The 13,382-nt window shown below is 65.0% G+C and carries 13 protein-coding genes; 4 read left to right on the top strand and 9 right to left on the bottom strand.

Going from position 1 to position 13,382, the window contains the following annotated elements; all coding sequences use genetic code 11:
• Positions 1 to 76 precede the first annotated feature (76 nt).
• Together XI02_RS42955 and XI02_RS42950 are read right to left on the bottom strand one after the other, a co-directional pair.
• A complete protein-coding gene (locus XI02_RS42955) occupies positions 77 to 1,387 on the bottom strand; it encodes an MFS transporter (RefSeq protein WP_016846804.1) in 1,311 nt (436 codons plus the stop codon).
• A 277-nt stretch (positions 1,388 to 1,664) separates the two neighbouring features.
• The gene (locus XI02_RS42950; protein WP_137481027.1) at positions 1,665 to 2,564 is read right to left on the bottom strand and encodes a transcriptional regulator GcvA; all 900 of its coding nucleotides are present in this window, start codon (positions 2,562 to 2,564) and stop codon (positions 1,665 to 1,667) included.
• A gap of 118 nt (positions 2,565 to 2,682) precedes the next feature.
• On the opposite strand from XI02_RS42950, the gene XI02_RS42945 reads away from it, so the two are divergent.
• Positions 2,683 to 2,886: a DUF1127 domain-containing protein gene (locus XI02_RS42945; protein WP_028339130.1), complete on the top strand. Its 204-nt coding sequence runs from the start codon at positions 2,683 to 2,685 to the stop codon at positions 2,884 to 2,886.
• Positions 2,887 to 2,955: 69 nt separating this feature from the next.
• Positions 2,956 to 3,579, top strand: coding sequence for a GNAT family N-acetyltransferase (locus XI02_RS42940; RefSeq protein ID WP_172646483.1), 624 nt, complete (start codon positions 2,956 to 2,958; stop codon positions 3,577 to 3,579).
• A gap of 296 nt (positions 3,580 to 3,875) precedes the next feature.
• On the opposite strand, the gene XI02_RS42935 is transcribed toward XI02_RS42940, so the two are convergent.
• Positions 3,876 to 4,706, bottom strand: coding sequence for an enoyl-CoA hydratase (locus tag XI02_RS42935; RefSeq protein WP_026191961.1), 831 nt, complete (start codon positions 4,704 to 4,706; stop codon positions 3,876 to 3,878).
• 195 nt (positions 4,707 to 4,901) lie between these two features.
• Positions 4,902 to 5,603 (bottom strand): SDR family NAD(P)-dependent oxidoreductase, encoded by a 702-nt coding sequence (locus XI02_RS42930; protein WP_172646484.1) that lies wholly within the window; start codon positions 5,601 to 5,603, stop codon positions 4,902 to 4,904.
• A 71-nt stretch (positions 5,604 to 5,674) separates the two neighbouring features.
• On the opposite strand from XI02_RS42930, the gene XI02_RS42925 reads away from it, so the two are divergent.
• Both XI02_RS42925 and XI02_RS42920 read left to right on the top strand, forming a co-directional pair.
• Positions 5,675 to 7,459, top strand: a complete 1,785-nt coding sequence (locus tag XI02_RS42925; RefSeq protein ID WP_172646485.1) for an acyl-CoA dehydrogenase family protein — start codon at positions 5,675 to 5,677, stop codon at positions 7,457 to 7,459.
• A gap of 197 nt (positions 7,460 to 7,656) precedes the next feature.
• A complete protein-coding gene (locus XI02_RS42920) occupies positions 7,657 to 8,745 on the top strand; it encodes a Zn-dependent alcohol dehydrogenase (protein WP_018269116.1) in 1,089 nt (362 codons plus the stop codon).
• Between the two features lie 135 nt (positions 8,746 to 8,880).
• Here the strand turns inward: XI02_RS42920 and XI02_RS42915 are convergent, their stop codons facing one another.
• The 5 genes from XI02_RS42915 to mbfA all read right to left on the bottom strand — a co-directional run bounded on the left by XI02_RS42915 (position 8,881) and on the right by mbfA (position 13,341).
• Positions 8,881 to 9,234, bottom strand: coding sequence for a nuclear transport factor 2 family protein (locus XI02_RS42915; RefSeq protein WP_069280396.1), 354 nt, complete (start codon positions 9,232 to 9,234; stop codon positions 8,881 to 8,883).
• Positions 9,235 to 9,373: 139 nt separating this feature from the next.
• Positions 9,374 to 10,846 (bottom strand): amidase, encoded by a 1,473-nt coding sequence (locus XI02_RS42910; RefSeq protein WP_069280395.1) that lies wholly within the window; start codon positions 10,844 to 10,846, stop codon positions 9,374 to 9,376.
• Between the two features lie 84 nt (positions 10,847 to 10,930).
• Positions 10,931 to 11,461, bottom strand: coding sequence for a cytochrome b (locus tag XI02_RS42905; protein ID WP_069280394.1), 531 nt, complete (start codon positions 11,459 to 11,461; stop codon positions 10,931 to 10,933).
• Between the two features lie 35 nt (positions 11,462 to 11,496).
• Complete coding sequence (locus XI02_RS42900; RefSeq protein WP_137481031.1) at positions 11,497 to 12,354, bottom strand: hypothetical protein; 858 nt, start codon at positions 12,352 to 12,354, stop codon at positions 11,497 to 11,499.
• A 15-nt stretch (positions 12,355 to 12,369) separates the two neighbouring features.
• Complete coding sequence (mbfA, locus tag XI02_RS42895) at positions 12,370 to 13,341, bottom strand: iron exporter MbfA (protein WP_018269114.1); 972 nt, start codon at positions 13,339 to 13,341, stop codon at positions 12,370 to 12,372.
• Positions 13,342 to 13,382: the final 41 nt, after the last annotated feature.

Below are 13,382 nucleotides of genomic sequence, written 5' to 3'. Positions count from 1 at the left end.
CATGATCCGGAAAAGCGTGTCGCGATTTTCCGAAGAAGTCATGCCCAGCGAGCCCGCCCGGCCGCGAAGTGGAATATCAGGCCGCAACCGTCTCGCGCTGCTCGATGGTCTGGCCGCCACGATAGACGATCAGCGCGGCGACGATGCCGAGCGCTGCGGCGCACATCAGCCAGTAGCCGGGCGAAGCCTTGTCGCCGGTCTGCTGGATCAGCCAGGTCGAGGCGAACGGCGTGAAGGTGCCGAACAGCCCGGCCGCCAGCGCAAAGGCCAGCGAGAAGCAGGTGGTGCGGACATGCGCCGGCACGATCTCGACCAGGCAGCCCAGCATGGTGCCGCTGTAGACGCCGAAATAGAACGAGAACATCATCTCGACCGCCAGCATCTTGCCGAACGACGGATTGGTCACCAGCCAGTGCAGCGCCGGATAGGCCGTGATGAGGGACAGGCCGGCGATCGCCAGCAGCACCGGCTTGCGGCCGATCCGGTCCGACACCGCGCCGCCGACCGGATTCCAGATGAAGTTGGTCACCGCAACCAGCAGCGTCACCAGCAGCGCATCCTGGGTCGAGAGCTTCAGCACGGTCTTGCCGAAGGTCGGCGTGTAGACGGTGACGAAGTAGAAGGTGGTGGTGGTCAGCACCGCAATCATCATGCCGAGCACGACGATGCGCCAGTTCGCGATCGCCGAGGCAAACACCTCGCTCGCGGTCGGATGCTTCTTCATCGCGAGGAACGCCGGGGTCTCCTCCAGCGTCCGGCGCAGGAAGAAGATCACCGGGATGATCAGGCAGCCGACGAAGAACGGGATGCGCCAGCCCCAGGAGGCAACGGTCGCGGCCGGCATGCTCTCGCTGAGGACGAAGCCGAGGATCGAGGCGACGAAGATCGCGACCTGCTGGCTCGCCGACTGGAACGAGGTGTAGAAGCCGCGATTGCCGGGCGTGGCGATCTCCGCGAGATAGACCGAGACGCCGCCGAGCTCGACGCCGGCGGAGAAGCCCTGCAGCAGGCGCGCGATCAGCACGATGATCGGCGCCGCAATGCCGATGGTCGCATAGCTCGGGCAGAGCGCAATCACCACGGTACCGATAGCCATGATCGACAGCGTCACGATCAGGCCCTTGCGGCGGCCGATGCGGTCGATATAGGCGCCGAGCACGACGGCGCCGACCGGGCGCATCAAGGCGCCGAGCCAGAACACGCCGAACGCGTTGAGCAGCGCCGCGGTCTCGTTCTCGGAGGGGAAGAAGGCCTTCGCAATCGCCTGGGCATAGAAACCGAACAGGAAGAAGTCGAACTGCTCGAGGAAATTGCCGCTGGTCGCGCGCAGGATGGCGCCAAGACGCGATTTGATCTGCGGGACTTGCGATGAACTCGACTGCGACATAACGCCCTTTCCTCCCCATGACGAAACGGCCGGCGCAAATTGTCTCGCCGGCCGAAGCAGTTAACTGCCATGTGCGGCAATTTGGCACGCCTGTCCGGCGCGACCAACCCGAAATCACGCGGGGGCCTATGGGAAAAAAGCCGTAGGTGGACATCGCAGGGAGCGTCTCGAGCGAACGGGATACCGGTTCGCGCGAAGAAAGCGCGTCAGAACAACGATCTAGCACCTCAGCCCTGGTTCAATCAGAACCGAAGCTCCGGCCGTCGCGTGCGCCGCATCAAGGCGCGGCGTGCGCCGTTGTGCCGAGCCAGCTCCGGAACGCGGAGAGCTTTGGCGTATCGGCGCGTCCCTGCGGCGAAACCAGGTAGAAGCCGGCGTCGGCCGGCAGCGCGATCTTGAAGGGAACCACGAGGCGGCCCTTGGCGATGTCGTCCTGCACATAGGAGGTGCGGCCCATCGCGATGCCGATGCCGTCGATCGCGGCCTGGATCGTCACGAACAGCAGGTCGAAGGTGACGCCGGGCTGCTTGGAAATATCCGTCGGCAATCCCGCCGCGGTCAGCCATAGCCGCCAGTCGTCGCTGTTGGCGTTGCTGGTGTGCAGGAGCGTGTGATCCCTGAGGTCCTCAGGGCATTTCAGCGGCTTGGTTCCCTGCAGCAGCGACGGGCTGCACACCGGAAACAGCTCATCCGCCATCAACCAGTCGGCGCGCAGGCCGGCCCATTGGCCGCGGCCGTAGCGGATCGCCGCGTCGACCTTGTCGCGCTGGAAGTCGACCAGGCTGGTCGAGGTGGTGATGCGAACGTCGATGCCGGAATGCGCCTCCTGGAAGGCCGACAGCCTGGGCAGCAGCCATTTGGCGGCAAGCGATGCCAGCGTCGAGACGGTCAGCACGTGATCGTCGTCCCTGCGCAGCAGGCGGTCGGTGGCGAGCCTCAGATCGTTGAAGGCGGCGCGGACGCCGGGAAGGTATTCCGTAGCCTCCGGCGTCAGGCTCAGCGAACGGTTCTGGCGGACGAACAGGCGGACGCCGAGCTCCTCCTCCAGCCGCCGGATCTGATGGCTGATCGCGGTCTGCGTCACGTTCAGTTCGGACGCCGCCAGCGTGAAGCTCATATGTCGTGCGGCGGCCTCGAACGCCCTCAGGCCGTTCAGCGAAGGCAGGCGGCTGGTCATCTCCGGCGCGTCTCCAAATACATGACTTTAATTCATGCGAAACGGTACAAAGTGTCGTTTGCGAGTGGACCAAATAGCTCGGATATTGCGGCTAACAGGTTACCGATAGGAGCCGCAGATGTCCATTTTTACCCATGAATCGATGACAAATCATCATACTCCCGGATTATTGAACCAAGTCGGCGAGACGCTGCATGTCTGGTGGGAGCGCTACGAGCGCCGCCGCGAGCTGTCGCAGTGGACCGAGCGCGACCTGCACGACATCGGCATGTCCCGCAGCGACATCGTTTTCGAGACCGAGAAGCCGTTCTGGCGGGCCTGAGAAGGACGCCGTCGCTGGCGCCGCCTCGATGAGGGGCGCCGGCCAATTTCTTCACCCGAGGAGCGTGTCATGGTTGCGCTGCATCTCGACGATCTCAAGCAATACTCTGACGTGCTGCGCGCCAAGAACGGCAGCGAGGTCAAGGTTCGCTTCGTCGAGCCGCGCGACCGCGAGGAGCTGCAGAGCTACATCCGCTCGCTCTCCGCGGGATCCCGCTACAATCGCTTCCTGGGCGCGTTGAGCGAGCTGCCGAAGACGGAGCTCGAGCGTTTCACCCATGTCGGCGAGGCTGACCGGTTCACGGTGGTCGCGACGATGCTGGTCGATGGTTTTGAGACCATCGTCGGCGAAGCCCGCTACGCCTTCCATGCCGATCATTCGAGCGGCGAGTTCGGCCTGTCGATCGATGATCGGTGGCAGGGCCACGGCATCGGCAAGGCGCTGCTGAAGAATCTCGAATGCCGCGCGGCGTCCTTCGGAGCCGAGCGCATCTTCGGCGACACGCTGCGTTCCAATGCGACGATGATCGGCCTCGCCCGCAAGTCGGGCTACGCCTTCACCCAGAGCCCCGGCGACTGGAAGCTGGTGCGCTTCGTGAAAGAGATCCACGTCGAGCCGCAAGACATTCCCTGTGCCAGCTGGCGGCTTGCCGCCACTTCCCGCTCGGCCGTGATGTCCTCGCTTGCGGTTTGACTGACTGGCCCGGTTCTGGCCCCTCCAGAACCGGGCCCTTTTCTTTTTGATTGCTCCGACCCCGTAGCCCGGATGAAGCGCAGCGCAATCCGGGGTCGTACCGCCGCGAGACTTGTCCCGGATTTCGCTTTGCTTCATCCGGGCTACGAGTTCTCACCTCCCCTTGAAAAGGGGAGGTCGTTTTGCTCGTCAGAGCAAAGCGGGTGGGGATCAGCGCTCTCCTCGAGCAACAGTGCGTGCGGCTGGACCCCCATCCCGACCTTCCCCCTTTCAGGGGGAAGGAGAAGAGATCGCGCTCAACTCCCCCGGAACACCGGCTTGCGCTTCTCGATGAAGGCCTGCACCGCCTCCTTGTGATCGGCCGTCGTGGTGAGGCGGATCAGCCGCTCGGCCTCGTGGTCGCGCGCGGTGGCGAAGTCGAACTGCAGCGCCTCGTCGAGATTGTCCTTCATGTAGCGCAGCGCCAGCGTCGGGCCCTCGGCGATCGACTTCGCCAGCGCGAACGCTTCGTCCTGCAGCGTCTCGTCCGGCACCACGCGGTTGACGAGGCCGATCTGCTCGCATCTTGCGGCGTCGACCTTCTCCGAGGTGAACATCAATTCGCGCGCGCGCGAGGTGCCGACCAGCCGCGTCAACAGCCATGCCATGCCGTAATCGCCGCTCAGCGCCACGCGCAAGTAACCGGTCGAGATGAAAGCGGATTGTGCGGCGATCCGGATGTCGCAGGCCATCGCGATCGCAAGGCCGGCGCCGACCGCGGGGCCGGGAAGGGCGGCAATCGTCGGCTTGCGCACCGAGGCGAGCGCGCCGGTGAGCAGGCGCTGACGCTCCTGCAAATCCGCGACCTTGTCCTCATAGGACATTTCGAGCTTCTTCTTGTCGCGATGCGCGCCCATGCCCTTGACGTTGCCGCCGGCGCAGAACGCCTTGCCGGCGCCGGTGACGAGCAGCACGCCGACCTCGGGGTTCTCGCCGCAGGTCCTGATCATCGTGCGCAGCGCCGGCGTCAGCGTGTCCGACAGCGAGTTGCGGGCGTCCGGGCGGTTCAGCGTGATGACGGCGACGCGATCGCGGATCACGCAGAGCAGTTCGTCGGTGCCGGTCTCGATCTTGATTTCGTTCGACATGTTTTCCTTCCCCAGTTCCATCCGTCATTGCGAGCCACCCGGTCGGCGCGCAGCGCCGCCGGATGACAGGCTCCGCGAAGCAATCCATGCCGCTACAAGTGGAGGAATGGATTGCTTCGTCGCTTCGCTCCTCGCAATGACGAATGTAGCGGCGGTTTGCGGCCAGCCTACGCCGCTTACATGATCTACGTCATCTCAAAACTTCTCAACCCAGGGCCGCAATTCCAGCTCCCAGGTCCAGGCGCTGCGCGGCTGCTGTAACACGTTCCAGTAGCTCAATGCGATCGCATCGGGATCGAGCATCGAGTCCGGCCGGTCGGCAGGCTCGGTGCGGGCGGCGCTGCGGATGCCGCCGTCGATCACGAAATGCGCGACGTGGATGCCCTGCGGCGACAGTTCGCGTGCCATGCTCTGCGCGAGGCCGCGCAACGCGAACTTGCCCATCGCGAACGGCGCCGACTGCGCATAGCCCTTCACGCTGGCGGAGGCGCCGGTGAACAGGATCGCGCCCTTCTTGTTGGGCAGCATGCGCTTCGCCGCCTCCTGCGCCACCAGGAAGCCGCCGAATGCCGAGACCGCAATTGCCTGCTCGACCTCTGAGGGGACGAGTTCAACGAAGGGGCCGCGCGAGCGGGCGGAGGCGTTGTAGACCACGAGATCAGGTGTTCCGATCTCGCGCTCGACCAGACCAAAAAGCCGTTCGACATCCTCGGCCTTGGTGGTATCGCAGGCATAGGCGCGCGCGCCGGTTTCGGTGCAGAGCGCGCCGAGTTTCTCGATGCTGCGGGCGCCCAGCGCCACGCGAATTCCCTCTCGCGAAAATAGTCGCGTCAACGAGGGGCTGAGGCCCGCGCCGGCACCGACGATCAGGGCGATCTTGTACTTTGGAATATCCATTGGGCTTTCCTTTGCTCGGCCGGAGGAGGATAGTCGTGCCCAAACAAATGAGCCTAGATGCCGGGAATTCAATGCAGCCGCACAAGCAGGATCCGAAAACGTCAGCCGCCACCAACCAGCCGGGGCTGCTGGCGCCCGACACGACGGGAATGAATTTCTACCGGGCCGATCCGGCGCTGACCGATCTTCTGAAGCTGCATCTGCCCGACGCATTGTTCCGCCATATCGAGCCGCATCTCGATCGCCTCGGCGGGTTGGCCGGAGGCTATCTCGACGAATGCGCGCGGCTTGCCGACCGGCATACGCCGGTGCTGCATCAGCGCGACAAGTTCGGGCGCGACGTGCAGCACATCGAATATCATCCAGCCTATCGCGAGATCGAGAAGGCTGCGTTCGGCGAGTTCGGCATCCATGCCCTGTCGCTCCGCAAGGGCATCATGGGTTGGCCCGACAAGTATCCTGTGGTGGCCAAGCACGCCTTCACCTTCCTGTTCAACCAGACCGAATTCGGCATGGGCTGCCCGATCAACGTCACCGACGGGTGTGCAAAGCTGCTGGCGAATTTCGGCAGCGAGGCGTTGAAGGCGAAATATCTCGACGGCCTGACCCAGACCGACATGAGCAGACTGACGCAGGGCGGCCAGTTCATGACCGAGAAGGAGGGCGGCTCCGATGTCGGCACGCTGACCACGCGCGCCGTGCAGGAGGGCGATCACTGGCGGCTCTATGGCGAGAAGTGGTTCTGCTCCAACGCCGATGCCAAGGTGGTGATGCTGCTGGCGCGGCCGGAAGGCGCCGGGCCGGGCACCCGCGGCGTCGGCCTGTTCCTGATGCCGCGCTTCCTCGACGATGGCTCGCAGAACCATTACCGGATCGTGCGGTTGAAGGACAAGCTCGGCACCCGCTCGATGGCTTCGGGCGAGATCAAGCTCGACGGCGCGATCGCCTACGCCGTCGGCAAGCTCGACCGCGGCTTCGTGCAGATGGCCGAGATGGTGAACTCGTCGCGGCTCTCCAACGGCGTGAAATCGACCGCGTTGATGCGCCGCGCCTGGCACGACGCGATCACCGTGGCGAAGGGCCGCGTGGTGTTCGGCCAGCGCATCATCGACCTGCCGCTGGCGCGGCGCCAACTGATGAAGATCATGCTGCCGACCGAGCAGGCGCTGTCGATGAGCTTTTTGACAGCTGACGCGCTCGACCGCGCCGAGGCCGGCAGCCAGGACGCCGCGGCGCTGCTGCGCATCCTGACGCCGACGCTGAAATTCCGTGCCACCCGCGACGCCCGAAAAGTCTGCGGCGATGCGATGGAGATGCGCGGCGGCATCGGCTACATCGAGGAATTCGTCACGCCGCGGCTGCTGCGCGACGCGCATCTCGGCTCGATCTGGGAGGGCACCGGCAACATCGTCGCGATCGATGCGCTGAAGCGCGCGGTCGGCCGCCATGGCGCCGACAATGCGCTCGCCGCCGATCTGCATGCGCGGCTCGATGACAGCCCGAATGTGCCGCAGGCCTGGCGCAACCGGCTGCGCGATCTCAGCGATCGTGCGGTCGCGTTTGCGCGCGAGGTGGCGAGCCGCGTCGACAATGAGGGCGATGCACGGCGCGCCACCAGCCTGCTCTATCACGTTGCAAGCGCGATCGCGCTGGCGTGGGAAGGCGGACGCATCCACGAGATGCGCGGCGACGCGCGCCGGCTGCTGCTGTCGCGGATGGTGATCGATCACCGTGTGATGCCGGGCGATCCGTTCCGGCTTGCGGAAAATACCGTTCAGCGCAGGATGACCGAGCACCTGCTCGGCGATCGCGCCGTCGGCATGGCCGAGGTTGGCGAATTGCTTGACGCAGCGTAGGCTCACTGTGGCCGCTTGCGCAGTCTCACCTCTCCCATCGGGGAGAGGTCGGATCGCGCCAGCGATTCGGGTGAGGGGTGTCGCTCTATCGATAGATCTCGACCCCTCACCCGGACCGCATCTTCGATGCGCTCCGACCTCTCCCTTTGGGAGAGGTGGAGAGCGTGCACCAAGAACAAACATGAGAGGAAATTCCGATGAAGGCCGCCGTCCTGCATGAAGTCAATCAGCCGCTGGTGATCGAGGATGTCAGCGTGCCCAATCCGGGGCCGCGCGAGGTCCTGATCCGCACCGCGGTCGCGGGCCTGTGTCATTCCGACCTGCACTTCATGGAGGGCCTGTATCCGCATCCGCTGCCGGCGGTGCTCGGCCATGAATCGGCCGGCGTGGTCGAGAAGGTCGGCTCCGACGTCAACTACGTGAAGCCCGGCGATCACGTCGTCACCTGCCTGTCGGTGTTCTGCGGCACCTGCGACAATTGCACCACCGGCCGCACCGTGCTGTGCACCGACACCACGGTCAAGATGCTGCCCGGCGCCTCCAACCGCCTGTCCTGGGGCAGGAAGGAGAAGCTCAACCAGTTCCTCAATCTGTCGTCGTTCGCCGAGCAGATGCTGGTGCACGAGAACGCCATCGTGAAGATCAAGAAGGAGATGCCGCTCGATCTCGCCGCGCTGATCGGCTGCGGCGTCATCACCGGTTATGGCGCCGTGGTCAACACCGCGAAGGTGACCGCCGGCGAGACGGTGGCTGTGATCGGCTGCGGCGGCGTCGGCATGGCCGCGATCAACGGCGCGCAGATCGCCGGCGCCGGCCGCATCATCGCGATCGACACCAATCCGGCCAAGCTGCAGCTTGCGACCAAGCTCGGCGCCACCGATATCGTCGATCCGGCCCGCGGCGACGTGGTCCAGCAGGTGCGCGAGCTCACCGGCGGCGGCGTGCAGCATTCCTTCGAGGTGCTCGGCCGCAAGGACACCGCCGAGCAGGCTTTCGCCATGCTGGCGGCGGGCGGCACCGCGACCATCGTCGGCATGATCCCGTTCGGCCAGAAGATCGAGCTGCACGGCTTCGACTTCCTGCGCGAGCGCCGCATCCAGGGCTCGTCGATGGGCTCCAACCACTTCCGTGTCGACATGCCGCGCCTCGTCGACTTCTACATGCGCGGCAAGCTGCATCTGGAGGACTGGATCTCGGCCAAGCTGAAGCTCTCCGAGATCAACGAGGGCTTTGCCAACATGAAAGCCGGCAAGACGCTGCGCAGCGTGATCATGTTCGACAGCTGACCGTGTGTCGTCCCGGCGTAGGCCGGGACCCATACGCCGCGGCCTCGCTTTGGGCACGTGGTGGACGACTTTCCTTACTCACCACAAGCTGCGGTGGTTGGGTCCCGGCCTACGCCGGGACGACATCTCAATCCCTCACCGCGCGACATGCGCGGATACCGCGAGCCATTTTCCGTTCTGCCGCGCCCAGCAATCGGTGTAGCGGCCGTGTGCCGGCTCGCCGTCCGCGTTGGTGTAGCTGGTCTGGGCGTGGATGATGGCGAAATCGCCGAGGATGCGGATTTTGACGTCCTCGGCCTTCAGGCCCTTGATCTTCACCGGGATCGCCGTCTGCTTCAGGAAGGTAGCGCGGTCGACCAGGCTCTTGTCGGGATTGGTGCAGTAGAAGTCCTGCGCCAGGATCTCATCGAAGCGCTTGACGTCGCAGTTCTGAACTGAATCGACGTAATCCTTGTTGAGCTTTGTCAGCTCCTCGAGATCGTTGCTCATTGGTTTTCTCCCGGTTGCTGTTGTTCGTCATTGCTGCGCGAGCGCTGTACACCGTCACCCCCGCGCAAAGGCAAAGCCTTTGCGCGGGGGTGACGGCGATAGAGTTAGGTGCCCTTCGTCGCTCCGCAATGACCGCTCATCAATCATCAAACATCTTCGGCGGCACGAAGCCGCCGAACTCGCGCTCGATCAGCTCGGCGAGTTTCAGCGGCGTGCGGTCCTCGAGCCAGGGGCCGACGATCTGCACGCCGACCGGCAATCCGTCGGGCGCAAATCCGGTCGGGATCGCAGTCGAAGGCAGGCCGGGCAGGGTCGCGATGCCGGGCCAGGCGAGCTGGTCGGTGTAGATGTAAGGCTCGCCGTCGATCAGGATTCGCCGCTGCTCCTGGTCGGGCTCATGATCGTGCGGATAGGCCGGCGTCGGCATGATCGGGCAGATCACCGCGTCGAACGATTTGAACAGCTCGCGCCATTGCGCGCGCAGCCGCGATCGGGCGACCGTCGCCTGCACCCAGTCGCGGTGGCTGAGCGCGATGCCGCGCAGCCGCTCGGCCTGCAGGCTGGTGTCGCCGGCGGGCAGCGCGGCCGCCGCCGCGCAGGCGCCGGCATAGACCTCCGGCGGGAAGGTCGCGGCGAGGAACGACAGCAGCATCCGCATATAGAGCCGCGAGGACGCCGCGAAATCCGGCAACAGCGGGCTCGAACGCGATATCTTCGCGCCGGCCTTGTCGAGATGGCTCGCGAGCTTGTCGATGCTGCCGCGAACCGCCTTGTCGGTCGGCAACACCGGATCGGTATCGATGACGAGGATGCGGAAATCCTTCAGGCCGGCGTGGCGCGCCGCCGGGAGGTCGAGGCGATAGGCCTTGCCGGCATCGAGCGGATCGGGAACCGCCATCACGTCGAACAGCAGCGACAGGTCGGCTGCGCCGCGCGCCATCGGGCCGGTCACCGCAAGGTCGCGCTCATAGATGATGGGCGGCGCCGGCGGCGCGGTGTGGCCGCGCGACGGCAGCAGCGCGAAGGTCGGCTTGTGCGCATAGACGCCGCAATGAAACGCCGGGACGCGGAGCGAGCCGCCAATGTCGGAGCCGAGCGACAGCGCGCCGTAGCCCGCGGCGAGCGCCGCCGACGATCCGCCGGACGAGCCGCCCGGCGTGCGGCCAAGGTCGTAGGGATTGTTGGTGGTGCCGTAGATCTCGTTGTAGCTCTGCCAGTCGGCGAGCCCGACCGGCACGTTGGTCTTGCCGAGGATGACGCCACCGGCGTCCTTCACCCGCTGAATCGACAGCGCGTCCTCGGTCGCGACGAAGTCCTTGTGCGGCAGGAAGCCCCAGGTCGTCGGCAAGCCGGCGACGTTGTAGGATTCCTTCACCGTCATGGGGATGCCGAGCAGCGGCCTGTGCTCGCCGCGCGCGATCGCGGCATCGGCGGCGCGGGCGGCGGCGAGGCCGCGCTCGAAATCGCGCACGCAGACCGCGTTGACCTTGCCGTCATGGCGCTCGATGCGGCCGATCGCGTCCTGTGCGAGCTCGACCGCCGAGACCTGCTTGTTGCGCAGCGCCTTCGACAGTTCGACGGCGGTCTTGAAACTGTATTGCGATTTGGCCACGGCGTGCTCCCCTGATTTTGGCGGCGATCATGCGCAGAATGGGGCAGGCGGGCAAGACCGGCTTGATCGCAATTGCGCTGACGCCTAGCTCGGAAGCATGCGCTGCATGATGCGATCACGGTAGATCAGCAGATGGACCAGCGCTGTCGTGACGTGGAGGCCGATCAGCACCAGCAGCGACCATTCCGCGGCCTGATGCAGGCCATCGATCGCCTTGCCTGCCGCGGCATTGTCGGAGGCCAGCATGGGCAGCGGCATCATGTAGAAGAACGAGACGCTCCAGCCGCGAAACGATGCAAACAGCCAGCCGCTGACCGTCGTCGCCAGCACGAGGACATAGAGCATCCAGTGCACGGCTTCCGAGCTCAGCCGCTGCCACGGCGGGAGCGAGCTTTCCGGCGCAACCGGGTGCGTCAATCGCCAGACAAACCGCAGCACAATGAGACCAAGGATGACGATGCCGAACGAGATATGGAACGTCATCGCGGCACCCGGAGACTGACCGCGATGAATGTCCGGCATCAGCCAGCCGATCGGGTATTGCACGGCGAGCAGGACGACGATCACCCAATGCAGCAGCTTGGCGGTTGCGCCGTAGTGCAGACGGTCGGTCATGGACTTTCAATCCGCATTGAGGTCGTCGGCTCAATCTAGAACGGCGTGCTGCGTGCGGACAGATGCGCCAGCGGATTGATGGCGCCGTTCGCGCTTGCCCGCTCCGTTCCCTTGGCGCCCGGTACCGGGAAGGCATATCCGATGATCGTCTTGACGACGAGACGGTCCGACGCCGGCGTGAGGCCGTAACCGACGCCGAAATTGACGTCGAACTCGCCGAGCTTGAAGTCGGTCACCGCGAACAGCGTGTGTTGCTGCTCGGCGAGCGGACTGAAGGCGCCGATCTTGCCAAAGTCGGCGTAATACTCCAATCCGACGAACAGATCGTCCTTCAGCTTGCGAGCGACGCGCGCGGCCGGCGCGAAATCCGCCTCGCCATGTTTGCCGAAGCCGATGTCGACGATCGGATTGACGATGAACTCGTAATCCGCGTTGCGCATGCCGATGATCGGGCGGATCTCCATGCCGAACCGGGTCTGCGCAAATTTCGGCGTTTCGTAGCTGAACTCGAAATTGATGCCGTAGAACAGGTTGCGCTTGTCTGCGTTGGGCGACACGAACAGCGTGCGCAGCTTGAAGCCGTCGGACAGGAACTGCCGGTCCTGCACGGCAAACGGCAGATAGAGTCCGAGTTCCCACCAGTCCGTCATGCCATAGGCAAACTCCGGCGTGCCGTTGAGGCTGTGGTTGGAGGCGAAGCCACCGGGGAAGGGCGGATCCTTCTGGCCGATCCCGACATAGTTGAGATGCTGCTGGATGGTGAACTGGCCGACCTCCGCGATGCCGGCATTGTAGACCTGGATCTCGTCGGTCGCATGCGCGCGTCCGCTCCAGCCTAGCAGCGGCGGCGCTGCAAGAAGCACTATGCTGGCGAGGTGCCGGTGCGGTCGCATCTTTGCCTCAAGCGGCTACGCCGCGCCGATCAGGATGCCGACCGCGAGCACGATCGCGCCGCCGAGCACGATCTGGAACACCGCCTGCAGGAACGGCGTGTCCATGTAGCGCGCGCGGATGAAGGCGATCGCCCACAATTCGAAGAACACCACGATCCCGGCGATCGCGGTCGCGATCCAGAATGCGTTCGGCCAGGCGTCGGGCACCAGATAGGGAATGGTGTGGCCGAGCCCGCCGAGCGTCGTCATCAAGCCGCAGGTCAGGCCGCGCAGCCAGGGCGAGCCGCGCCCGGTCAGCGAGCCGTCGTCGGACAGCGCCTCGGCAAAGCCCATGCTGATGCCGGCGCCGATCGAGGCGGCAAGCCCGACCAGGAAGGTTTGCCAGTTGTGATGGGTGGCGAAGGCGGCGGCGAACAGCGGCGCCAGGGTCGAGACCGAGCCGTCCATCAATCCGGCGAGACCCGGCTGCACATATTGCAGCACGAACATCCGCCGCCGGGTGCGATCTTCCTCGGCGCGCACGTCGGGCTTGAGAATCTCGCCGGTCAGCTTGACCGCGAGCTTCTCGTGGCCCTTCTCCTCCTCGGCGAGGTCGCCGAGCAGCCGTCGCACGCCGACATCCTCGGCCTTCTCGGCGGCTTTGGAATAGAAGCGCTCGGCCTCCAGCTCCATGGTCTCGACTTCCTTGCGGATGGTGTCGAGCGGCAGGTTCTTGGTGAGCCAGATCGGCCGCCGGCGCAGGAAGCCTTTGACGTCCTCGCGCCGGATCGGCGGCAGATGCGCCCCGAAGCGTTGCTCGTAGGTTTCGAGCAGCCGGTGGCGATGGCCGCGCTCCTCCTCGGCCATCTCCTCGAAAATCTTGGCGGTGTCGGGATAGCGCCCGGCGAGATCTTCCGCGAACGTCATGTAGATGCGGCTGTCCTCCTCCTCGGAGGCGATCGCGACCGCCAGCACCTCGCGCTCGGTCAGATCGGCAAAGTTCTTCACGGCAACGCCTTGCTCACTGAGTTTAGAATTAGAATAGTTCT

Source organism: Bradyrhizobium sp. CCBAU 21365, assembly GCF_015291305.1.
Lineage (GTDB): Bacteria > Pseudomonadota > Alphaproteobacteria > Rhizobiales > Xanthobacteraceae > Bradyrhizobium > Bradyrhizobium elkanii.
Note: the sequence above shows the minus strand (reverse complement) of the source record. Positions and strands in the feature narration are given on the sequence as shown.

Coding starts and splice junctions, on each gene's coding strand:
- XI02_RS42955 (WP_016846804.1), bottom strand. CDS start 1,387: ATGTCGCAGTCGAGTTCATCGCAAGTCCCGCAGATCAAATCGCGTCTT.
- XI02_RS42950 (WP_137481027.1), bottom strand. CDS start 2,564: ATGACCAGCCGCCTGCCTTCGCTGAACGGCCTGAGGGCGTTCGAGGCC.
- XI02_RS42945 (WP_028339130.1), top strand. CDS start 2,683: ATGTCCATTTTTACCCATGAATCGATGACAAATCATCATACTCCCGGA.
- XI02_RS42940 (WP_172646483.1), top strand. CDS start 2,956: ATGGTTGCGCTGCATCTCGACGATCTCAAGCAATACTCTGACGTGCTG.
- XI02_RS42935 (WP_026191961.1), bottom strand. CDS start 4,706: ATGTCGAACGAAATCAAGATCGAGACCGGCACCGACGAACTGCTCTGC.
- XI02_RS42930 (WP_172646484.1), bottom strand. CDS start 5,603: ATGGATATTCCAAAGTACAAGATCGCCCTGATCGTCGGTGCCGGCGCG.
- XI02_RS42925 (WP_172646485.1), top strand. CDS start 5,675: ATGCAGCCGCACAAGCAGGATCCGAAAACGTCAGCCGCCACCAACCAG.
- XI02_RS42920 (WP_018269116.1), top strand. CDS start 7,657: ATGAAGGCCGCCGTCCTGCATGAAGTCAATCAGCCGCTGGTGATCGAG.
- XI02_RS42915 (WP_069280396.1), bottom strand. CDS start 9,234: ATGAGCAACGATCTCGAGGAGCTGACAAAGCTCAACAAGGATTACGTC.
- XI02_RS42905 (WP_069280394.1), bottom strand. CDS start 11,461: ATGACCGACCGTCTGCACTACGGCGCAACCGCCAAGCTGCTGCATTGG.
- XI02_RS42900 (WP_137481031.1), bottom strand. CDS start 12,354: ATGCGACCGCACCGGCACCTCGCCAGCATAGTGCTTCTTGCAGCGCCG.